Annotated in this window: 20 protein-coding genes; 13 read left to right on the top strand and 7 right to left on the bottom strand. The window is 69.4% G+C overall.

Annotation, left to right across the window (positions count from 1 at the left end):
* Positions 1–43 precede the first annotated feature (43 nt).
* The 7 genes from ACIBAD_RS24930 to ACIBAD_RS24900 all read left to right on the top strand — a co-directional run bounded on the left by ACIBAD_RS24930 (position 44) and on the right by ACIBAD_RS24900 (position 9,589).
* Positions 44–772: a hypothetical protein gene (locus ACIBAD_RS24930; RefSeq protein ID WP_398908504.1), complete on the top strand. Its 729-nt coding sequence runs from the start codon at positions 44–46 to the stop codon at positions 770–772.
* A gap of 104 nt (positions 773–876) precedes the next feature.
* The gene (locus ACIBAD_RS24925; RefSeq protein WP_134067647.1) at positions 877–2,106 is read left to right on the top strand and encodes a serine hydrolase; all 1,230 of its coding nucleotides are present in this window, start codon (positions 877–879) and stop codon (positions 2,104–2,106) included.
* A gap of 276 nt (positions 2,107–2,382) precedes the next feature.
* Positions 2,383–3,813 carry an amidohydrolase family protein gene (locus ACIBAD_RS24920; protein WP_398908502.1) on the top strand — a complete coding sequence of 477 codons (1,431 nt, stop codon included), beginning with the start codon at positions 2,383–2,385 and terminating at the stop codon, positions 3,811–3,813.
* Between the two features lie 766 nt (positions 3,814–4,579).
* On the top strand, positions 4,580–5,896 hold the full coding sequence (locus tag ACIBAD_RS24915; protein ID WP_398908500.1) for an ice-binding family protein: 1,317 nt from the start codon (positions 4,580–4,582) through the stop codon (positions 5,894–5,896).
* 112 nt (positions 5,897–6,008) lie between these two features.
* Entirely contained in the window at positions 6,009–6,749 is a 741-nt protein-coding gene (locus ACIBAD_RS24910; protein ID WP_398908498.1) for a DUF5819 family protein, read from the top strand.
* Positions 6,739–7,962: an HTTM domain-containing protein gene (locus ACIBAD_RS24905; RefSeq protein ID WP_134067641.1), complete on the top strand. Its 1,224-nt coding sequence runs from the start codon at positions 6,739–6,741 to the stop codon at positions 7,960–7,962. The genes ACIBAD_RS24910 and ACIBAD_RS24905 overlap by 11 nt, the downstream gene beginning before the upstream one ends.
* Before the next feature lie 724 nt (positions 7,963–8,686).
* Positions 8,687–9,589, top strand: a complete 903-nt coding sequence (locus ACIBAD_RS24900) for a Scr1 family TA system antitoxin-like transcriptional regulator (RefSeq protein WP_134067639.1) — start codon at positions 8,687–8,689, stop codon at positions 9,587–9,589.
* Positions 9,590–10,082: 493 nt separating this feature from the next.
* On the opposite strand, the gene ACIBAD_RS24895 is transcribed toward ACIBAD_RS24900, so the two are convergent.
* Both ACIBAD_RS24895 and ACIBAD_RS24890 read right to left on the bottom strand, forming a co-directional pair.
* Positions 10,083–11,561, bottom strand: a complete 1,479-nt coding sequence (locus tag ACIBAD_RS24895) for an ice-binding family protein (RefSeq protein ID WP_398908495.1) — start codon at positions 11,559–11,561, stop codon at positions 10,083–10,085.
* 1,053 nt (positions 11,562–12,614) lie between these two features.
* Positions 12,615–13,346, bottom strand: coding sequence for an SDR family oxidoreductase (locus ACIBAD_RS24890; protein WP_134067634.1), 732 nt, complete (start codon positions 13,344–13,346; stop codon positions 12,615–12,617).
* 125 nt (positions 13,347–13,471) lie between these two features.
* On the opposite strand from ACIBAD_RS24890, the gene ACIBAD_RS24885 reads away from it, so the two are divergent.
* Positions 13,472–14,383 carry a LysR family transcriptional regulator gene (locus tag ACIBAD_RS24885; RefSeq protein WP_398908493.1) on the top strand — a complete coding sequence of 304 codons (912 nt, stop codon included), beginning with the start codon at positions 13,472–13,474 and terminating at the stop codon, positions 14,381–14,383.
* A gap of 225 nt (positions 14,384–14,608) precedes the next feature.
* Positions 14,609–15,349, top strand: a complete 741-nt coding sequence (locus tag ACIBAD_RS24880; protein ID WP_398908491.1) for an alpha/beta hydrolase — start codon at positions 14,609–14,611, stop codon at positions 15,347–15,349.
* Between the two features lie 155 nt (positions 15,350–15,504).
* Here ACIBAD_RS24880 and ACIBAD_RS24875 read toward each other — a convergent pair whose 3' ends face one another.
* The 4 genes from ACIBAD_RS24875 to ACIBAD_RS24860 all read right to left on the bottom strand — a co-directional run bounded on the left by ACIBAD_RS24875 (position 15,505) and on the right by ACIBAD_RS24860 (position 17,664).
* Positions 15,505–16,380 carry a RimK family alpha-L-glutamate ligase gene (locus ACIBAD_RS24875; protein ID WP_398908489.1) on the bottom strand — a complete coding sequence of 292 codons (876 nt, stop codon included), beginning with the start codon at positions 16,378–16,380 and terminating at the stop codon, positions 15,505–15,507.
* Between the two features lie 91 nt (positions 16,381–16,471).
* A complete protein-coding gene (locus ACIBAD_RS24870; protein ID WP_053694158.1) occupies positions 16,472–16,729 on the bottom strand; it encodes a hypothetical protein in 258 nt (85 codons plus the stop codon).
* Between the two features lie 181 nt (positions 16,730–16,910).
* Positions 16,911–17,243: a DUF6233 domain-containing protein gene (locus ACIBAD_RS24865; protein WP_134067626.1), complete on the bottom strand. Its 333-nt coding sequence runs from the start codon at positions 17,241–17,243 to the stop codon at positions 16,911–16,913.
* 175 nt (positions 17,244–17,418) lie between these two features.
* The gene (locus ACIBAD_RS24860) at positions 17,419–17,664 is read right to left on the bottom strand and encodes a hypothetical protein (protein ID WP_398908486.1); all 246 of its coding nucleotides are present in this window, start codon (positions 17,662–17,664) and stop codon (positions 17,419–17,421) included.
* Between the two features lie 182 nt (positions 17,665–17,846).
* Here ACIBAD_RS24860 and ACIBAD_RS24855 point away from each other — a divergent pair, with 182 nt between their 5' ends.
* The 4 genes from ACIBAD_RS24855 to ACIBAD_RS24840 all read left to right on the top strand — a co-directional run bounded on the left by ACIBAD_RS24855 (position 17,847) and on the right by ACIBAD_RS24840 (position 20,794).
* The gene (locus tag ACIBAD_RS24855; RefSeq protein ID WP_398908484.1) at positions 17,847–18,983 is read left to right on the top strand and encodes an LLM class flavin-dependent oxidoreductase; all 1,137 of its coding nucleotides are present in this window, start codon (positions 17,847–17,849) and stop codon (positions 18,981–18,983) included.
* Complete coding sequence (locus ACIBAD_RS24850; RefSeq protein ID WP_398908482.1) at positions 18,980–19,633, top strand: CE1759 family FMN reductase; 654 nt, start codon at positions 18,980–18,982, stop codon at positions 19,631–19,633. The genes ACIBAD_RS24855 and ACIBAD_RS24850 overlap by 4 nt, the downstream gene beginning before the upstream one ends.
* Before the next feature lie 331 nt (positions 19,634–19,964).
* Positions 19,965–20,393: a nitroreductase family deazaflavin-dependent oxidoreductase gene (locus ACIBAD_RS24845; RefSeq protein WP_398908481.1), complete on the top strand. Its 429-nt coding sequence runs from the start codon at positions 19,965–19,967 to the stop codon at positions 20,391–20,393.
* Between the two features lie 134 nt (positions 20,394–20,527).
* The gene (locus tag ACIBAD_RS24840; RefSeq protein ID WP_398908479.1) at positions 20,528–20,794 is read left to right on the top strand and encodes a hypothetical protein; all 267 of its coding nucleotides are present in this window, start codon (positions 20,528–20,530) and stop codon (positions 20,792–20,794) included.
* A 162-nt stretch (positions 20,795–20,956) separates the two neighbouring features.
* Here the strand turns inward: ACIBAD_RS24840 and ACIBAD_RS24835 are convergent, their stop codons facing one another.
* Positions 20,957–21,922 (bottom strand): DMT family transporter, encoded by a 966-nt coding sequence (locus tag ACIBAD_RS24835; RefSeq protein WP_134067614.1) that lies wholly within the window; start codon positions 21,920–21,922, stop codon positions 20,957–20,959.
* Positions 21,923–21,936: the final 14 nt, after the last annotated feature.

Raw genomic sequence — 21,936 nt, 5'->3', positions numbered from 1 at the left:
GCACCTCTTGACCTGCTGTGTTGTGGTGGGCGACTTTCAGGGCATGGAAATCTCTCAGTGCATCGCCGCGGTGTCCCGTCCCATCCACGACTTCGGTGACGAGTTCATGTCCGACGGGGCGACCGCCGGTGTCGGTCTGCGTGCCGGGTTCGCCCCGGGTCGTGGCTTCTACTGCCGAGGCCGTTTCGGGGTGCTCGGCGAGGCACCGGTCGCGGTGGTCCAAGCGGTACAGGGCTTCCTCGGCCCCCGGCTGGTGACGGCGGGCTGGCTGGCGGGACGGTCCGTGATGCCGGCGGAAGAGGCCGCCTCCTGCTACGCGCAGGCCGTCCGCGCGTGGGGGCGGGCGCACATCCCCGCCGACACGGACGTGGAGCACTTCAACCACCTGGCACAACAGCTGATCGATGCTGCCGACGCCGACGCACTGCCCCTGTTCGCCGGCTGGCGCGCGCAACCGTGCCCCGACGACGACCCGGCCGGCACGGCCATGCAGCGCATACACGTACTACGCGAACACCGGGGCGCCTGCCATCTGGCGGCGGTGCGCAGGTGCGGGCTCAGCGCCCAAGCCGCCATGGTCGTCAACCTCGGTGTCGAGCAGGCGGCCCGCTACGGCTGGCAGGACCCGCAGCCCGCCGACGCGGCGCAGATCGTGCGACGGCAACGTGCCGAGCGGATCACCGACGAGATGCAGATGCCGCTCTACGCCCGTCTGACCGACCGGCAGCGCGCCGAGTTCGCCCGTCTCATCGATGAGCTGACCGCCCCCTGACGACCCCGGGACCGGTCGAGTCGCGACGCACGCCTCCGGGGAACGCTACGCCGGTCGGCCCACGCCGGGCTGCGAGCGGGCCGGAGCGTCCTTACCGTGACCGGATGATCCTCAGTCCGTCCGTACGCAGGTTTCTCTCCTGTGCGGCCGCTCTGGCCGCCGGTGTGGGCGTCGCCTTCACGCCGTCGTTCGCCGGCGCGGCCCGAGCCGAGCCCGCGCCCCCGCGGGCAGCGGCTCCGCCGGACCCGGCCCTCCTGCACCGCCCCGGCGTCCACCTGCGGAAACGCGAGGGCGCCCCCGCACTACCCGACGACATCTCCGCGCTTTCCTGGCTGGTGGCCGATGCCGCCAGCGGTGAGGTACTCGCCGCCCACGACGCCCACCTGGGCCTGCCTCCGGCCAGCACCATGAAGACGCTCTTCGCGCTGACGGCCTTGCCCCGCCTGCCGCGTACCGGCACCCACACGGTCACCGACGAGGAGCTCGCCCAGGTGGGTGAAGGCAGCAGCCTGGTGGGTCTCGACGTCGGTCGCACCTACCGGATCTCAGACCTGTGGAAAGGCGTTTTCCTCAGCTCTGGCAACGACGCCGTCCACGTCCTGGCCGCGATGAACGGCGGCTGGGCGCAAACGGCCGCGCAGATGCAGGCCAGGGCCCGCGCCCTGGGAGCACGGGACACCCACGTCGTCTCTCCGGACGGCTACGACGCCGACGGCCAGGTGTCCTCCGCGTACGACCTCGCCGTCTTCGGCCGGGCGGGCCTCGCCGATCCCGATTTCGCCCGGTACGCGGCGCTGGCCGACGCCCCGTTTCCCGGGGACACGGACGCTGCGGGCCGGCCGAGCTGGACGTACGGCATCGAGAACACCAACCGGCTGCTCACGGGTGAGGACGGGGTGGAACGCTACCCGGGCATCATCGGCATCAAGAACGGCTACACCTCCAGCGCCGGATTCACCCTCGTCACCGCCGCGCGACGCGGTGGCCGTACCCTCCTGGTCACTGTCATGAACCCCCAGCAAGGCGGCGCCTTCGCGGTGTACGACGAGGCGCGGGCCCTGCTGGACTGGGGCTTCGCCGCCGCCGGACGGGTGGACCCGGTCGGATCGCTTCTCCCGCCGCCCGCCAAGCCCACCCGCACCGGTCCGCCTCCCGTGGCCGCCCCTCCGTCCCCCGCCGAGCCGCGCACCGGCTATGCGTGGTCCGCCATCCTCCTCGCGGGAGCCGGCGGAGCCGGGACCGCCGTGTATCGCCTCCGACGCCGACCGCGGCGCCGGAAGGCCGGCTCGTACGCAGGACCGGACCCCGACGTGCCGCAAGGGACTGATGCGTGACGGAGGCGCGACGCACGCCCCTCCGCGAAGGGCGGGGTGGCACGGCGCTGCGCGTGGGCCGGACCCGAACGGTCCCCAGGCCGCCCGCAGGTCCGCGAGCGCTGTCGGCGCCGGAATGACCGGCACATGGTCGGAACGGAAAATGTTTTCCGCGAACGCCTATGGAAGGCGCGTTGGTTGGGAATGCTGCGTGTAACCTCCCGCCTCTGCTCGACGCTCCGTCACCGCGTCGTCCGGGCGGGACTGCCGTTCTGAGCTCTCGGGAGGTACCACGCCATGCAGCCGAACCCCACTCCGCCGCGGGCCCGCAGCCGCCGCGATCTCCTCACCGGCCTCGGCGCGGCCGCCGCCGCCCCGCTCCTCCTCGGTGCCACCGCCCGCTCGGCCCCGGGCGACAGCCTCGCCCACCGGCCCGTCCCGGCCGGCCGTACGGTCCTGCTCCGGGGCGCCGCACTCGCGCTCACCATGGACCCTGCCTTGGGCAGCGGCCCCCTCGGCTCGGTGGAGAACGCCGACGTCCTCATGCGGAACGGAGCCATCGCCTCCGTGGGTACGGCCCTGCAGGCTCCGCCCGGCGCCCGGGTGGTGGATGCCTCGGGCAAGCTGGTCATGCCGGGCTTCGTCGACACGCACACCCACCTCTGGCAGGCGGCGATCCGCGGAGGGTGTACCGACGGCAACCTGTTCGGCTGGTTCGAGCGGTGTACCGACCCCGCGCGCGGCCGGCTGACCCCTGAGGCGCTCCACAGCTTCGTGCGCCTCGCCGCCCTCGACGCCGTCCAATCGGGCGTGACCACCCTCGTGGACTGGGTGGACATCTTCGCCTACGACCTCATCGAGAGCTACGTACGGGCCCTGGCCGACACCGGGGTGCGGTTCACGTACGCGTGGTTTCCGCCCAAGCCCGACGGGACGCTCCTCGCGAAGGTGAAGAAGGACCTCGTCGACCCGGTGCCGCTCGGTTCCTTCCAGGTCGCCACGCACGCGGCGCGGGCAGTCCAGCACCTCAACCGCGCGCACTGGGAGGCCGCCCAGGACCTGGGCGTCATGCTCAACTCCCATGTCCTGGAACGCCCCGAGCAGCGCGCGGACGATCCCCTCGGGGTCCTCGCCGACATCGGCGCCCTCGGGCCGCGGCTCCTGATCAACCACGCGATCCACCTGACCGACGAGGAGATCGCCGCCGTCGCACACCACGACACGCGTGCGGTCCACTGCCCGCTGAGCAACATGCGCCTGGCCTCAGGCGTCATGCGGCTCCCGGAGTTCAGACGACGGGGCGTCAAGGTCGGTCTCGGGCTGGACGGCGGCACCAACGACACCTCGGACTTCCAGGCGTTGATGAAGACCGCCATCGGCCTGCAACGCTCCCGCGCCATGGACGCCGGGGTGTACCCGCAGGTGCACGACGTCCTGCGGATGGCGACCCTGGGCGGCGCCGAAGCCCTCGGCATCGCCGACCGGGTGGGCTCCCTGACTCCCGGCAAACGGGCTGACGTGGTCGTCATCGACCCGGCGGCCCTGAACTTCGCGCCGCGCTTCGAGTGGGTCGGCCAGATCGTCTTCAACGGGCGGCCCGAGAACATCGACTCCGTGTTCGTGGACGGACGTCCGCTGAAATTCGGTGGCCGACTCGTCGACATCGACACGACCCGCGTGGTGCGGGAGGCGGAGGCGGCGGCCGCCCGCCTCCGCGTGGCCGGATGAGCCGCCACTGACGTCTGTCCGAGCGTCAGGGCGTCGTCGGCAGCGGCAGGTCCGTCGGGGCCGGCACGCACGGGCTCGCGGAGGAGGTCCTGGCGATGGACCGCGACCAGCTGCCCTCGGTTTCCTCGACGGCACCCGGTCTCCGTACGAGCTGTGGCTGATCGACATGCCCACCGGCGTGACCTCGGAGCGGCTTGACGCATTCGCCCTCGTGCTCAGCACGATCAGCATCGACGAGTCGCTCCTGGCTCGCCTGCCGACCCTGTTGGCCGGCTCCGCCGTCGCGGCACTCACTCGACGGCGGCGCTCGATGCAAGGCGGCATTGGCGGCTGCTCGCGTCCGCCTATGGCGCGGCTTCGATTCCCGTCATCCGCTCCATGGCAAGCCCCGGGCCAGTGACCTCGGCCGTGGTGAAGTGACGGCGAACTGCCGCCACGCCCGTCCCGCGGGGTTCGCGAGATCACCTGCCTGGCAGTACATCTTCGTGTGTGGCGCTGAGTCTGTTTGGACAGGTGTGCGGCGCTGCCTCTTTTGGGTTAATCGAGCCCTGTCCATTCGGGGCGAATTGGGATTATCAATAATGTGAGTTTGATTATTTTCTCACAGATTTCGCCATGGAATATGTTTGTGTTAATCCCTCCCCGCGCCTTACTCGTGGTTGGTGCGTGAAAATTCCTGTGTAATATGCGGCGGCGACACACCAGGGCTTCCCGGGCGAACGGTAGGGCTCGGTACGCCACAGCTCCCACAGGAAATGGCCTCTTGATGAAGCTGAAAATCCAAGGCGCTCAGCGCCGCACTCTCTCCGGCTTTCTGGCCTCGGCCGTCGCCGTAACGGTTGCCACTGTAATGGTCGCCGGATTGCCGACGCAGGCGCTGGCCATCGCGACACCCGTGCCCCTGGGCACCACCGCCAGCTACTCCGTTCTGGCAGGTCAGGGTGTCACCAACACCGGTCCCACGGTGATCGACCACGACCTCGGGACGCACCCGAACCCGGCAATCACCGGGTTCCCGCCCGGCTTGGTACTCGGTGCCGTGCACCCCGCGGACGCGGCGGCCCTCCAGGCCAAGAGCGATCTGATCGTGGCGTACAACAACGCGGCCGGTCAGGCCGAGGACTTCGACCTTCCGGCGGCAATCGGGTCAGGGACGTCCGGCCCCACGGAGCTCATTCCGGGCGTCTACACGAGAGACCCCGCCGGCAGTGTCGGACTCACCGGCGACCTGGTCCTGAATGCCGGAGGAAATCCCAACGCGGTCTGGGTGTTCCAGATCCCTGCAGCCCTGACGACGGCAACCTCCAGCCGGATCCTCCTCACGAACGGCGCTTCGCCGTGCAACGTGTTCTGGCAGATCGGGAGTTCGGCGGAGCTCAACACCAACACCACCTTCGTCGGCACCATCATGGCCCTGACCTCGATCTTCCTGCGAACGGGGACGAACATCGAGGGCCGTGCGCTGGCCCGTAACGGCGAGGTGACGATGGACAGCAACCGGATCTTCCTCGGTGGGTGTGCTACCGGTGGCACGACGACCGGCACGACGACCGGCACGACGACGGGCACGACGACCGGCACGACGACGGGCACGACGACCGGCACGACGACGACGGGCACGACGACCGGCACGACGACGACGGGCACGACGACCGGAACGCCGACCGCCGGATCGACGACCGGTACGACCGTGGGTCTGATTGGTGGTGGCCTCCTGGGCGGACCGATCGTGGACCTCGTGTCCGGCGGAACCTCGGGGAACATCGCCGGAAACACCTCCGGCAACACCGCTGGCAACACGGCCGGGAATACGACCGGTGGAAACACGACCGGCGGCATCACGACTGGCGGGACGATCACCGGCGGCAACGTTGCCGGAGGGGTGCACGGGGGTAAGCCCGGCGGTTCGGACCATGGCGGGCCGGGCAAGGGGCACGGCGGGCCGGACAAGGGGCACGGCGGGCCGGGCAAGGCACACGGTAAGCCGGGACACGAGCACGACCACGGCGTGAAGCCTGGCGAGCACTATGGCTACGGCAACAAGCCCGCGGGATACGAGGGTCCCAAAGGCCACGAAGGCTAGGCGACAGGCTGCGTGAAGCCGGTTCATCGGATGGCGGCGGGCGGCGGGATCCTCATCGAATCCGCGGCGCGCCGCCGGTGAGAGTCGTAGAGACCTCAGGCGAACAGCAGACATGAGAAAGACCGGGTGGGCGGTGTCGAGCGGAATTGAAACTGCAGGCGGGAAGATGCTTCATCAGTCCGATTCCGGTCCGGCCCTCCAGGAGCGTCATGACGAGGCGGCCAGGCCGGTCAAGCGGCCCATGGGTGTTCGGGTGGTGCAAGCAGGGCTGTACGCAGCCGTAGCCCTCTGCCTGGTGACGACTCTGGTCCATGTCGTCTTGGTGTTCCTTCACGTGGCCCCCTCCAACCCTGTATCGAAGCGGTACAGCTCGCAGGTCAACGGTTGGGTGTACCCGCTCTTCGAACAGAACTGGCGGCTCTTCGCCCCGGACCCCGACTCCTTCAACCGGAAGATCCTGGCGAGAACCGCACGCACTGACTCCGACGGATCGGTGCGGGTGACACCCTGGCTCGACCTGGCTGCCGTGGACAATTCCGCAGTCGACCACAATGTGTTTCCGAGCCATACGTCTCAGAACCTTCTGCGCCGCGCCTGGACCTCTTATGTCGAGACACATGGAGGAAGCGACACGGCACGCTCGGAGCGGGCCGTGATGTTGCAGGAGTATCTGCGCAACATCGCCGCGGACCGCGTCGCTGCCCACAACGACGGCGGCACTTTCGACTTCATTCAGCTTCGGGTCGTCACAGTGCCTGTCGCTGCGCCCGGTCTCGCGGCCGGGACCCGTCCGCCGGCACCCACCGAGGACCGGCTCCTGCCCTGGTGGAAGGTGACGTCCCATGGGAAATGAGCAGATCCCCCAGCCCCCCTCCGCGGCAGCCACGCCGCACCGACCTGCGACCCAAGAAGAGACTCGGGGCGCAGGCGCGGCCCGCCGGCGGCTCCTCGACCGGATCGGTGCTCTCCGGGCGCTTCTCACCGACCGCCCGATGTCCCTGTACGCCGCATCGGTTCTGCGCATCGGCTACGGGCTGCTCTACCTGACGTTCCTGCTGCGCGAGTTCCCGCACCGAGACGAGATCTGGGGCCCCGGATCCCCTTGGTCACCGGCGCTGGCCCGACAGCTCTTCGACCAGACGGGCTGGAACAGCATCCTGATCCTGTCCGACAGCCGCGCCTACTTCGAACTCTGCTACGGGACGGCCCTCCTCACGTCCGCGCTGTTCATGCTGGGGTGGCGGACCCGCGCCATGTCCGTCCTCTTCGCCGTCGTGGTCACCTCGTTCCATGCCAGATCGATCTTCATGACGGATGGGGGTGACAACCTGATCCTGCTGATGGCCCTCTACCTGGTCCTCACCGCCTGCGGCCGGCGCTGGTCCTTGGACGCACGCAGAAACCGCCTGGGGACAGCTCGCGCGGGCAACGCGCAGGAGCCGGTGAGGAGCTGCTACGCACAACAACTCCACGATGCCCGCGTCACCTTGACGACGGTGGTGCACAACTGCGGCATCCTCGTCATCGCAGCACAGGTCTGCTTCCTCTACGGATCAGCCGGCCTGTACAAGATCCAGGGCCCGACCTGGGGCGGCGGCACGGCTCTCCACTACGCCTTGAACCTCGAACTCTTCCAGCCCTGGCCCGCGCTCTCCCACCTTGTGGACGAGTACCCGATGGTGATCGCGATCGCGAGCTACATGACGGTGCTCTTGCAGGTCGCCTTCCCGTTCGTGCTCTTCGGCAGGCTCAAGTATCCCGTTCTGACCGTGCTGCTGGGCATGCACATCGGCATCGCAGTGCTCTTGGGACTGCCCCTCTTCTCCGGTGCGATGATCATTGCGGACGCGGTGTTCCTTCCCGACCGCTTCTATGCCGTTCTGCCTCGCCTGTGGCGACGCGCAGCACAGCGCGCAGGGATGTGGCGGCCGGAACCCGGCCGAGCGGCAGGATGCGGAATCGTACCCCCGCAGGGCAAGCCCGGCCTACCCGGCTCCAGGCATCGAGGAGTTCCTGCGCAGACGAACGCCACGCCGTCCAACTGGCTCGCGTCCGAGCAGAGCTGAGCAGTCGCGCGGACGCTGTGCAGTCCAAGGGCTCTGCCTGCCGGGGTCGGCCCACGTGCGGCGGGATCAGCGACACTCTTCGGCCGCTCCGGCTTCTCCCGGGGCGGCTTGCCTGCAGGGGCCCGCTCCGGCGGTGGAGGAGCAGACGGGGCTTGATGAGGTAGCGGCCGGCTGCGGTGAGGGGTAACACCAACGACCCCGGCACATTCATACGCCGGGGCCGCCCTTCCGGGCCGCCGCACGTGGGAGTGCAGTGACCGATCTGTCATGATATGTCGGTATCAGGATTCCGGCGGCCGGGGCTTTTTGTGGCGCTGGGGCCGCCAGTCGACGCGCTCCAGGGCGCCTCGGCCGACAGGACCGTGAGGCGATCGCGAACACGGACGGGCGTCCTGCTCGGAGGCGGCCCTGCGGTACTGCCTGGCGCGGGGCGATCCCCTCGGAGCCGGCGGCATATTGCGCAGAAATCCGTACCGGCTGTGGTTCGGCTGGGTAATTTCTGTGCAATATGCCATTCGCGTGGCGAAAAACCGACACGAGATCGTTCTGATTCTTGTTATTTTAACGAGAAAATACGGCCGGTTGGGTGAGAACGGAAGCGTCCCGAGCTGGCCTTCGCCTGGCTCTCACGCCGTGCGCGACACGGCGCCAAAGTGGATCCGGCTGACCCAGCCGTGGCAATCTGCTCGCCTGTGCCAGGCCTTTGAGCGGAGGTACCCGTCCTGTGGGCGTCACTGTCAATCCGACCGTCAGTAGGCGCCGGCTGGGGTCGGAGCTACGCCGGCTCCGGGAAACCAGCGGTATGACGACACAGCAGGTGGCGGCGAGCCTCCTGATCTCCCAGCCCAAGATCAGTCTGCTGGAGAACGGCCGCCGCCTCGTCAAGACGCGAGACCTGCGCGATCTCTGCGAGCTGTACGGAGTTCAGGATCAGCGGCGGGTTGACCATCTGATGCAGCTGGCCAGGGAATCGGGTCAGCAGGGCTGGTGGAACTCCTACGGTGACATCCCGTACGGCGACTACATCGGCCTGGAGGCCGGGGCGGCGGCGATCCGGCTCTACGAGCCGCTGATGATCCCCGCCCTGCTACAGACTCCCGCTTACGCCCGGGAGGCCATCGCAGGAACGATCCCTCATGTCACGGCCGAACAGGCCGCCGCGCGCCTCCAGGTGCGTCTGCGGCGTCAGGACCGGCTGGCGGCCCCGCGCAAACCGCTTCGCTTGTGGGCCGTACTGGACGAATCGTCACTGCGCCGCGTGGTGGGCAGCCGCGAGGTCATGCGGGGGCAGCTGGGCCATCTGACCCGCCTCAGCGCCCACCCACACATCACCGTGCAGGTCCTCCCTCACGGAATGGGTGCCCACCCGGGTGTCTCGGGACAATTCTCGCTGCTTGAGTTCGCCGACGCCACCGATGTGAGCGTGGTGTATCTGGAAAGGTTCACCAGCGACCTCTATCTGGAGAAACGATCCGACGTGCGGCTCTACAGCGACATGTATGCACACCTGCAGGCCCAGGCGCTGAGCCCGGACAGTACCCGGCATTTCATCAACGAAGCCATCAAGGCGTACGCCGGCCCGGAGTTCCAGCCAGACGCCGACACGCCATCCCCGCCGAACCCGTGAGCGACGCCCTGACTACGAACCCGTCCAGGTGCCGGTTCGGCCATGCCATGGCAGTCCAGTCCAGCCCGGCTCGTCGTCGACCGGAGCTGTGGCACCTCCGGCCACTACGCCCGTAGATCGGGCTGTCGGCTGATCCTCACCGACAACACCATGCATTGCGTGAGCAGTTCTGGGGCCAGATCTGCGCCGCCAGGAGCGGTATGGGTTTCGGCGGACCGAATACCGCCGAACGCGGTGGCATTCACGGAGACTTCGACCCCGTGAGGGCCGTTTTCGGAGCTGATCACTCGCGAGCGCTGCTGAGGCCCCGGACGATGTGTCCCGGGGGCTCAGCCGCCGAACGGCGGATGTGACTTCCCATGTGCTTGACCGGGTCCCAGCCCTTGCCTCCGCCCCGTCGTAGCCGGCGGCGGGACGGCGGAACGTGGGCCGATCTGGCCGAGTGCTCGTGGCCGAAGGATCAGGGGCGCGATGCGGTCACATCTGCGATGAGCTAGTCCTGCCGAGTCGCCGTGCCTCGCCGGATTCGCTTCCTGGTGAAGAGGACCGAGCCTCCGACGAATGCCAGCACTGCCGCAGAGGTGGCCATGATGCCGGTCCCGCTCCTTGAGTCGGCCCCCTCCGGCTGCAGACCGGTGGCGGCGCTCACGTGCGCGAAGTTGACGCTCCTGGCCGCGTGGCCAGGACCCTCGGGGCCGAGATCATTGTCTTGGCTGTTCGGCATGAAGTTGGCCCACGGCGGATTGCCCTCGTCGTGGTCGTCTCGACCGTTCTCGCCGTCGCCCTTGTCGTGCTCGCCCTTGTCGTGGTCGTGGGCGCCGTCCTCATCGTTGTCGTGGCGGCCCTTCTCGCCCTTGTCCTTGTCCTTGTCCTTGTCCTTGTCCTTGTCGTGGCCGTGGTGCCCCTTCTCGCCCTTGTCGCCGCGGGGCCCCTTGGGTCCTGCGGGTCCTGCGGGTCCTGCGGGTCCGGTAGGTCCTACAGGTCCTGCAGGTCCTGCGGGTCCGGTCGGGCCGGGGGCACCAGGGGCGCCAGGGGAGCCGGTCGGGCCGGGGGCGCCAGGGGCGCCGGGGGAGCCGGTCGGGCCAGGGGCACCGGTCGGGCCGGGGCTGCCGGTCGGGCCGGGGGCACCAGGAGCGCCGGGGGCGCCGGGGGCGCCAGGGGCGCCAGGGGCACCGGGGGCGCCAGGGGCACCGGGAGAGCCGGGGGCGCCGGGGGCGCCAGGGGCACCGGGGGCGCCGGTCGGGCCGGAGGAGCCAGTCGGGCCAGGGGCGCCGGTCGGGCCGGGGGCGCCGGGGGCGCCGGTCGGGCCAGGGGAGCCGGTCGGGCCGGGGGAGCCGGTCGGGCCGGGAGGGCCGCTCGGACCGGGAGGTCCGGGCGGGCCAACGGCGCAGGCCGGCCTTGTAATGGTGTTGTCGTCCATCGTGACCGCGGCCTCACGCGCCAGGGCGCGGCCTTCGATCACGGCGCTGTTGTTCAGCGTGATGGACTGCATGGCCAGGATGGTGCCCTTGAACTGCGTGGTCGTGCCGAGCGTGGCGGAGCTGCCTACCTGCCAGAACACATTGCAGGCATTTGCTCCGTTGATGAAAGCCACGGAACTTGACGAAGCCGTGGTCAGGGTCGAGGGGATCCGGAAGATGAAGACGGAGTTGGGGTCGCCCTGGCCGTCGAGGGTGACCGTCCCGGTGAGTTGCAGGGACGGCGGGGACGCCGGAGCCGTGTAGACGCCGGGCGCCAGCGTCAGTCCGCCGATCTCGTCCGAAGCGAGAATGGTCCCGGGCCCCCGGCCTGCCGCGTCGTCGTAGGCGACGACGAGGTCGGACTTCGCCTGAGCGGCGGCGGCGTTGGGGGCTACGCGAATCACTCCGTTGACGATGCCGGGCGGGAAGCCGGTCACCGATGTGCCCGGATAGAGGCCCAGGTCGCCGTTGATGACGGTGTCGTTCGTGTTGGTGACCGTCGAACCGGCCAAGACCCCGTAACTGGCGGTGGTCCCAGCAAAACGGGAGCTTCTGCGGCGTGGGCGAGGGTCGGGACCAGGGCGGCCGACGCCAGGAGCACTCCGGGGAGTAGGACGAAGGCTCCCCGTTTGAGCAGATTGCGTTGAGGGCTTGCGTCAGGTGGAGCCGACCGGATGACATCCAATGCCATAGCAGGACCTTTCTTGTTGCTGGTCAGGGCCGCCGGCCAGCTGCCTGTGCCGACACCCAGGCTCATCCCGAGCCGGTGAGGCAGGCCTACTCCGCGCCAGACATGGTGACGGGTTGTCACGGGGAGCATTACCGCATATTTCAGAGTGATAGACGGTAAGCAGGAAAAAGGGTCTGCATGAGTGACGCAGCATCAGAAATGGAGTAAACCGTAGATCTGTTCGTATTTGCTGCGTCGTCAAACGCGGAGCACCGGCACGGGTGCGGAGGTCTGGGCCACGGTCCTGCAGGCCCGCGACGGGGTCGAAGGGGACTGGTCTCCCGACTGCGCCAGCGGCGCCGGCGCCGCCGCCCTTGGCGGCGCCGACGAGGGCGAAGGCTGCGCCAGGGTGTGCTGGGCAGAGGGCCGCAGGCAGGCGTAGCACCCTCGCTCGGCCAGCGCGCGGCTGCCGGTGCCCCAGGCCGCAGGCGAGTCCGCCTGGGAGAGGAGGTGCTGGTGGAACTGGACGGCGTGGCGGTCCCTCCGGTAGCCGATCGGGTGCGGCGCCGCAGACGCAAGCTCCGCATCCGGCCTCCCTTCTCAATCGCCGGGGGCTCGCTCGCCCTGCGGCCAATCCAGCCCCCGTTGAGCTGCGCACACTTGAAGCCTGACGCGGGCCGAATCCAGCCGACGCCGGCGATTTTGAGGCGCGGGGGCTGGCCGAAGGCGCGGCGTCGGAGCTCGTCTGCCGGGAGGCCGGTGATGCCCCAGTGGCCGGGGCCTTGCCGAAGGCCCTGACTGTAGGTCCGGCATCCCGGCGATGATCTCGGCCCTCCGGGTCGGGGTCCCGCCTTCACGGGTGATCTTTACGTTGGCGTACCCCACCCGCGGCGGCTCAGACGGCCCGGCCGGTGACGTGGCCGCCGTCCACGCGCAAGGCGTGACCCGTGATGAAGCCCGCGGCCGCCAGGTACAGGACGGCCTCGGCGATCTCCGAGGCCTCACCGACCCGGTCGAGGAGGGCGAGCCCGCCGAAGGAGTCCACGTCGGATCCCTCGTGCAGCGGGGTGCGGATGATGCCGGGTGCCACGAGGTTGACGCGGATGCCGTCGGCCGCCAGCTCCGCGGCCAGGCTCGTGGTCAGCCCGTGCACACCGGCCTTGCTGACCACCGGCGCGCTGGCCGGGAAGCCGGCCAGCCCGTGGTCCACCAGGACGGTGCCGATGTTGACGATGCTGCCGCCCTCGCCCTGCGCGCGCAGCGCCCGCACCACGGCCTGCGTGGTGAGGTAGGTGCCCTTGAGGTTGCCCGTCAGGAAGCCGTCGAGTTCGGCCTCCGTGACCTCGGTGAAGGGCTTGGAGGCGAATGTTCCCGCGTTGTTGACCAGTACGTCGATACGGCCGAAGCGCTCCAGCGCCGTACGGACGAGGGCCTCGCCGGTCTCCCGGTCGGCGATGCTGCCTGCGGCCCACGCGGTCCGCTCCGGGTGGCCGAGTCCGGCGGCGGCCTTGGCGAGGCGGTCGGCGTTCCGGCCGTTCAGGACGACGTTCGCGCCGCTCGCCAGGAAGGCCCGGGCGATGTCCAGGCCGATGCCGCTGGAGGATCCGGTGATGAGAGCAGTGGTCATGGTGAGTGCCTTTCGGGGTGTATCGGCAGATCGTCGGATCGGTTCGTCCGGCTGACACCACGAAGCTATGGGCCCTCAACCCATAACACCACGACGGAATTTGGAGCATGTGATAATCCAGCGTTATGGATGTGGACTTGCGTGACCTGGAACTCCTCGACGCCACCGCCGAAGCCGGCTCGTTGACTGCCGCCGCCGAGCGGCTCTACGTCAGCCAGCCGGCCCTCAGTCAGCGGCTGACCCGGCTGGAAGCGCGCCTCGGCATGCCCCTGTTCGACCGCGAGGGCCGCCGGCTGGTGCCGAACGCCGCGGGCCGCCGGCTGCTCGTAGCCGCCCGGCAGGTCCTTGCCGAGCTGCATTCGGCCAGCCGCGACCTGCGGGAAATCCGCGACGGGCGCGACCGGCGGGTCCGTTTCACCGCGCAGTGCAGCACCACCTTCCCGTGGCTGCCACCCGTGTTGCGCGCTTTCCGTGAGCGCGAGCCGGGCATCGACGTGCGCATCGAGACGGTCGCCGACGATGCGCCGGTCCCGGCGCTCCTCGCCGACCTGGTCGACGTAGCGCTCGTCACCAAACCCGACGTGCAGATGGACCGGGTGTCGCTGACCCGGCTCTTCGAGGACGAGATGGTGGCCGTGGTGCCCGCCGGGCACGCCTGGGCCGGCCGCAAGCACCTGACCGCCCGCGACTTCGACGGGGCCGAGCTGGTCCTCTACGACTTCTACGACCAGAAGCGCATCCCGTCGTTGCCGCTGCCGATCCCCGCCGGGGCCCGGCCCGGCCGGATCACCACGATGCCCGTGGTGACCGACCTGGTCGTCGAGATGGTGGCGGGCGGCCAGGGCGTGACGGTCCTGCCCAACTGGGTGGCCGCCCCGTACGTGGCCTCGCACGACCTCGCCGTGGTGCAGATCGGCGCGAAACCGCTGACCCGCACTTGGTTCTGCGCCACCCGGACCGGCGAACTCCCGCCGCATCTTCAGGTGTTCGTCGAGGAGCTCGTGGGCCGTCTCGGAGCCCCCCGAGGGGACCGGTGAGGTCATGGACTGGTGCTCCGACTGCTTGGCCTCCGGCTACGGACAGTGCAAGAAACCGTTTGGCAGGCGACCGCGACCACTGCTACGTTTCCGGAGGCCGTGCGAGAGAACGAGGAGGTGGTACCCGTGAACATTTCGACATGGGTGCTCTCCTTCGGGGTCACGGTCGGGCGATAGGTCGTCGTCCGGGAGCGCCATCTCTGAGCACTCCCGAAAGGCACGACCATGCACTTCACTTCTGAGCAGCGCCTCGACGACGGCGTCGTCGAACGCGAATTCACGCTCGGTGAGATCCCCGGCATCCTGTGGACGCCCAAATCCGCTTCCGCGGCCGCACCGGCGCCGCTGATCCTGCTCGGCCACCCTCCCCTCGGACTGCGCAAGATGTACCCCCGACTGGTGGCCCGGGCCCGGCACGCCGCGGCGGAAGGATTCGCCACGGCCACCATCGAGCTCCCCGGAAGCGGCGACCGCCCCCGTTGGCCCGTCGTCGAGCAGGCCCGCGCCGACCTGCGCCGGGCGATGGAGGCCGGTGAGCCGGTCGGCGACGAGATCATCGACGCCCTCGTCCTCCCGCTCGTCGACAAGGCGGTCCCGGAATGGCAGGCCGCCCTCGACGCCCTCCTCTCGCTGCCCGGGATCGGCGGCCCGGTCGGGTACTCGGGGGGAGTCATCTCCATCGGGATCCGACTGGCGGTGGTCGAGCCGCGCATCTCGGCCGCCGTCCTGTTCGCCGGCACTTTCGTACCTCGCGTCATGTTCGAGGAGGCCCGCCGGGTCACCATCCCGCTTCACGTCCTGTTGCAGTGGGACGACGAAGGGAACGACCGGCAGGCGGCCCTGGATCTGTTCGACGCCTTCGGCACCAAGGAGAAGACCCTGCATGCCAATCTCGGCGGGCACACCGGCGTGCCGCAGTTCGCGGGGGACGCCGCGGACCAGTTCTTCACCCGCCATCTGAAGTGAAGCCGGGCCGTGGGGCCACCAGCTGACGGTAAGCCGCGCTGAGCAGGAAACGGCTCGCCGCGGGACCGGCCCCAGTACTCCTCTGACGCAAGTACTCCTCTGATGCCCGTACCGTGGGTCCCTGCCGACGCGGCAGGGACCCACGCCGCGCCGCCTCATCGCCACGGGCGTGGGGCGGTGGCCGCTGAGAGCAGGAAATCAGCGAAGTGCTCGGTGAGCGGCTCCCCCGTCAGGGGCTCAAGGAACAGGAACTGGCCTTGGGGGTTCACCTCAAGCCATACCGGCTCACCCTCCGGTGTCAGCTTGAGATCGACCACGCCCATGCGCAGCCCCAGCCTGTGCAGCACCGTGCCCACTTTTCGACCGAGGTCTTCGGGGACAGGCCATGAGGACATGGGCACGTTGAGGTCGGGGCGCCAGTCGAGCGCATCTGTCTGAATGAGAGCCGCATACATCTGCTCGCCGAAGCAGTTCAGTCTGATGTGCCGACGGCCCTTGATGTACTCCTGATACATGGCCGGACATATCTCGAAGGACGCGGCCGGGATCGTTTCGGGGGCGTCCAGCCAGCGGGTGTAGAGCGCCGGCCCGCGAGCGCCGACAACCGGTTTGACGATGGTTCGCTCGACGGATCGCGAGAACGCGATCACGTCTTCGCGGGACTGTGAGACGAGGGTCCTGGGCACTCGGAACCCGGCTTCTCGGGCCACGCTCAGCTGGTACAGCTTGTCGGCAGCCTGGTCGGTTGCCTGAGGTGGTGAGATCCACTGCCCTCGAAAGGCGGCAGCGAGGACTCCGCCCAGTGCGCCGCGGCAGTCGTTGTTGACGAGGCTGCGTTCATGGGCGGTACCCCGGTGCGCGGTGGTCTCCTGGTCCATCTTGGGCCGGCGCCACCACAAAAGTTCCGCTTCCTCGACGGAGATCCTGATGTTCTCCGACGTAAGGAAGGTCCCAGCAGCGGGCCCGTCTTCTTCCTCGCCGTGCGAGTTCCAGGAAACTCCCTCTCTGCCGCTGATGTTGTCGGACTCCACGATATGGAAGTCGCGGGACCCCCTGGCGCGCACTGCGTGTTGAACGGCGAGAGCGTGCAGGTCATCGCGGTGGGAGACGGCCACTATCACGTCATTGCATTCCGGAGTCGTCGCTGTTGCACGCCTTTCCGAAGTTCGACCCGGTCTCGCAGGCAACCCCCGCGAGGTTTTCGGCGACGATCTCAAGTCCGGTGGTGAGCCGCACGTTGGCTTCCCAGGTCCGAAGCTGTTCAGGCGTCCGCATGGGGACGAAAGAGTTGGCCTGAACACTGAGGACAACGGGGGGAGGCATCTTTACGAGACCCTCCGCATCGTCATCCAGTGGTTCACCGATCTTGAATTCTGGCATGATTCCCACCTCGGATCATTCCCCGATGTGCGCTGACACTCCTCTCCATCAAAACACCAACGGGTCTCCGTCGCCCACCCAACTGCACCCTGGGCCACGGGTGGTGGTGGAAGCTTGAACTACCAGAACGCAGTGAGTCTTCGAGATTCGCCGCGTCGGTGAACAGGCCATGGCCGGCCGCTCATTCCAGCATTCCGAGGGCGGCGTCGGGCCGGCAATGAGGGCAGGCGGCCACCCCTTCGGCCAGCGCCCGGCGCGCCTCCTCCATGGTCGTGGCCCTACAGCGCTTCCTTGTATCCCAGCAGGTCCCGGAGTGGACGCGGACCGGCAGCCGCCCCGCGCCGATGCCACGCTCGATCAGCCACGCGGGCGGCTCGGGCGGCGGCCGCCCGCGCGCGGCGCGGGCCTCGGCCTCCTCGGCCGCGCTCAGGGCCCGCTCGGCCCGGCCGAGCTCGCCGCGCAGGTAGGTGACCAGTGTTCGCAGCCGGGGCAAGTCGGGCGGCAGTGTGGACATGCGGGTCAACTCCCGTTGTGCGCCTGCCGGGTGTCTTTGCACGTCGCGCACGAGGGGCTCGCCGGAGCTCCGTAACGCGCGCACCCCGCGCCGTACTTCGCACCCGGGCCGGGCTGGGACGGCGCCCACGTGGTCGGCCGGGCGGCCCGCGGGCGGGCGTATGCCGTCTGTGCGGTCATGCTCCCTCCCGTCCGTTGCGCGCCCGGCCGAGGGCGGCGCGGCGCAGCTCGATGTCCGGCCGCCGGCCGGGGTGCGCCGTCCAGTAGGGGTGGGCGTGCAGGTACCCGGACAGAGTGATCAGCCGACGCCGGAGTGCGGTCGTACCGGCCGCGGCCGGCGCCTGGGCGAGGTCGGCGTAGGCGGTGAGCCGGGCCCGTTCGAGGGCGAGGAGATCCTCGGGGAAGCGGAATGGTGCTCTCACCCCTACATTGCAACACATGTTCGATTATCTTGGGAAGTGCGGCAGTGGCTTGCGGGGCCACCCGCCGCCTCCCTCGGGTCGACCCCCCAGGCTTCGGGTCTTCATCCGTGTGTGGAATACCGGGGAGGCGCTCCTGGTTCCCGGGTATAGTTGAATCGTAAACAACATTCGGAAGGGGAGCCATGCAGTTCGGGATCTTCACCGTCGGTGACGTCACGGCCGATCCGACGACCGGACGTGTGCCCGGCGAGCACGAACGCATCAAGGCGATGCTCGCCATCGCGCAGAAGGCCGAGGAGGTCGGCCTCGACGTCTTCGCCACCGGCGAGCACCACAACCCGCCGTTCGTCCCCTCTTCGCCTACGACGATGCTCGGCTACATCGCCGCGCGCACCGAGAACCTGGTCCTGTCCACCTCGACGACACTGATCACCACGAACGACCCGGTGAAGATCGCCGAGGACTTCGCGATGCTCCAGCACGTCGCGGACGGCCGCGTCGACGTGATGATGGGCCGCGGCAACACCGGCCCGGTCTACCCCTGGTTCGGCAAGGACATCCGCGACGGCATCGACCTCGCCATCGAGAACTACGCGTTGCTGCGCCGCCTGTGGGACGAGGACGTCGTGACCTGGAGCGGCAAGTTCCGTACGCCGCTGCAGTCCTTCACCTCCACCCCGCGCCCGCTCGACGGCGTGGCGCCCTTCGTGTGGCACGGCTCCATCCGCTCCCCGGAGATCGCTGAGCAGGCCGCGTACTACGGTGACGGCTTCTTCCACAACAACATCTTCTGGCCCGCCTCCCACACCAAGCAGATGGTCAACCTGTACCGGGAGCGCTACGCCCACTACGGCCACGGCACCCCCGAGCAGGCCATCGTCGGCCTCGGCGGCCAGGTCTTCATGCGCAAGAACTCCCAGGACGCGGTCCGCGAGTTCCGCCCGTACTTCGACAACGCACCCGTCTACGGCCACGGACCCTCCCTGGAGGAGTTCACCTCGCAGACCCCCCTGACCGTCGGCTCGCCGCAGCAGGTCATCGAGCGCACCCTCTCCTTCCGGGACTACGCCGGCGACTACCAGCGCCAGCTGTTCCTGATGGACCACGCCGGCCTGCCGCTGAAGACCGTCCTGGAACAGCTCGACCTGCTTGGCGAGGAAGTCGTACCGGTGCTTCGCAAGGAGTTCGCGAACCTCCGCCCGGCCGGCGTGCCCGACGCGCCGACGCACGCCGCCCGCGTGGCGGCGGCCACGAACGTCACCGAGCCCCAGGGCGGCGCGAAGGACGCGAAGGACGCGAAGGAGGAGACTCGGGCATGAAGCTCATCGTCGTATCGGCCGGACTCAGCTCGCCCTCCTCGACCCGCCTGCTCGCCGACCGCCTCACAGCCGCGACCCTCAGCCACGTGGACGCCGAACCCGAAGTGATCGAACTGCGGGACCTCGCGACGGACATCGCGCAGCACTTCGTCACGGGGTTCCCGTCCGCCCGGTTGGCCGCCGCACTCGACGCGGTGGCCGCCGCTGACGGCCTGATCGCCGTGACCCCGGTCTTCGCCGGCTCCTACAGCGGCCTGTTCAAATCGTTCTTCGACGTCATCGACAAGGACGCCCTCACCGGCAAACCCGTCCTCCTCGGCGCGACCGGCGGCACGGCCCGGCACTCCCTGGTCACCGAACACGCCCTGCGCCCCCTCTTCACCTACCTGCGCGCCCTCGCCCTCCCGACGGCCGTCTACGCCGCGTCCGAGGACTGGGGCGACGAGGGCCTGGCCCGGCGGGTCAGCCGAGCGGGCGCGGAACTGGCACGCTTCATGGCGCCCGCCACCGGGGACGCCGCTCTGAATGTCGACACCGCCGGCGCGATCGCGCCGCGCTCCCTCACGGGCGCGATCACGTCGGTGGACCCGGCGGGCGGTTTCACGGTGGTGCCGTTCGAGCAGCGACTGGCCGCGCTCAGGGCCGAGTGACCGCAGTCAGAGGTTGCCCCTGGGGAATGCGAGCCACACACGGAACCCGGCCGCCGCCATGCCGGCCAGGGAGCCCGCCACGCCGGACAAGGCTGCCGCCCCGAGCCCGACGATGAGGCGCGCCCGGGCGTCGTGCCCGTCACTGGCCCGGGCGTGCGAATCACCCTGATCCGGTGATGTCTCCGCACCCGCCTGGTGGAAGGATCAGGGTGGCCCGCCTCCCGGCGGGAGCGGCGCCGACGTCACCGTATGGCGCAAGGCAGGGACCGCTCCGTTCCTGCAGCTCGCCCTCCCAGCGCATCATCCGCATCGTGAACGACAGGAGTTCGACATGAGCGAAGCAGTCGACCGGAACGCGAAGGTCATCGCGGAGTTCCGGGCGAACGAGGGCAGGGTCGGCGGGGTCTTCGAGGGCGCTCCGCTGGTTCTCGTCCACCACCGCGGCCGCAAGAGCGGGCAGGAGTACGTCAGTCCGATGATGTACCTCCCGCACGACTCCGCGCCGGACATCGTGTACGTCTTCGCGAGCAAGGGCGGAGCACCCACCAATCCGGAGTGGTACCGCAACCTGACCGCCGCCGGCGAGGGCACGGTCGAACGCGGTACCGAGACCTACCAGGTGACCGTGCGAGAACTGAACGGCTCCGAGCGCGACAGTGTTTTCGCCGAGCAGGCGCGGCGTTATCCCGGCTTTGCCGAGTATGCGCGCCAGACTGACGGGATCCGCGTCATTCCCGTGCTCGAACTGCGACGGGCGTAACCCGCGCCACGGTCGCGCCATCCGCGCCGGGACGTCCCAGGCGACGGGCACGGCAGGCAGATGCGGGCTTGTGGGCCAACCGTCTCGAAACGCCCCCGATGGTGCGGCGGGGCCCCATCGATCACTCTGGATGCATGGGGTCGATCATCGTGTTGTTCGAACTGGAAATGGACCAGGCCATCGGACCGGACGGTGTGGAGCCGGTCGTACGCGGGGTCCACGCGGCGGGCGCGGACCCCGACGCGCCCGAAGACCCGCTCCCGCAGACCCTCTGTGGCCTGGACACCGACGCGATGGAGCACTCCCACTACCGGCCGGCGGGGCCGGGCGAGCCGTGGTATCCCCCCGCACTCCACGAGCAGCGGTGCCACCAGTGCGAGGCAGCGCTCCGCCTCGCGTGAAGGCCCGGGACACGGCCCCGTCGCGGCCAGGAGGCCGGACCGTGCCCCGGTACCGGACCCCTACCCGGGGGCGGCCCTGATATCGGCTCCGACAGCAGCGGGTCCCGCAAGTCACGCAGGTGTTCGTACGCAGGAGGGGCATGCGCGGGGGGCGGTCCCGGTTCAGGGGCGCGGGGATTCGGTCATCGGCCGGTCCGCGCCCGGCTCGCCGCCTTCGGCGACCGCAGTACGCGGGGGGCGCGGCGCGTACCGGGACACCGCAACACCGGCCAGGCAGAGCACGCCGCCGAGGAGGGTCAGCCAGGCCGGTACCTCGCCCAGGAGCGCCCAACTCAGCAGGACGACGACGGCCGGGACGGCGTACGTGGTCGACCCCAGCTTGCCCGCGGGCATGCGGGCCAGGGCGTAGGTCCAGGTCGTGAAGGCGAGGGCGGTCGGCACCACGCCCAGGTAGACCATGTTCCAGGTGGCGGACGCCGGTGCCCGGGGCAGTTCAGCGAGCAGCTGCCCGCTGAAGGGCAGGCAGGCCGCGGTTCCCGTCAGGCAGCTGTACGCGGTGATCTGCAGCGGTGTGCCGTACGAGAGGGCGGGTTTCTGGGAGATGACGCCGGTGGCGTAGGCGACGGCCGCGAGCAGGCAGAGCACGACCCCGAGCACCGAGGTCGAGCCACCGCCCCCGGATGACATCGACAGCCCCACGACCACCGCTCCGGTGAAGGAGACGGCCATGCCCGCCATCAGTCGCGGCGGGAGCGCCTCGCCGAGGAGGCGGGCCGCGAGGAGCGCCATGAGGATCGGCCCGGTGTTCACGAGCAGGGACGCGGTACCCGCGTCGACCAGCCGCTCACCCCAGTTCAGTGCGACCGTGTAGCCGCAGAACCACACCACGCCGGACACCAGGATGCCGCGCCAGGCCTCGCGGGGCGGCAGGCCTTGGCGGCGTACCAGGAGCAGGACGGCGAGCACCAGCGAGGCGGCCAGCAGCCTGCCGAGGGCCAGTGCCCCGGGTGAGTAGGCGGCGCCCGCACTGCGGATCGAAACGAAGGCGGAGGCCCAGGCGAACACCGTGAAGGAAACGGCGCCGACCGTGAGGACGCCGGACGGGAGGGGACTTGAGCGGAACGTCATCGCTCCACCCTACG

This window comes from Streptomyces sp. NPDC051109, from assembly GCF_044455885.1.
GTDB lineage: Bacteria > Actinomycetota > Actinomycetes > Streptomycetales > Streptomycetaceae > Streptomyces.
This window is presented reverse-complemented; position numbering and strand designations above follow the sequence as displayed.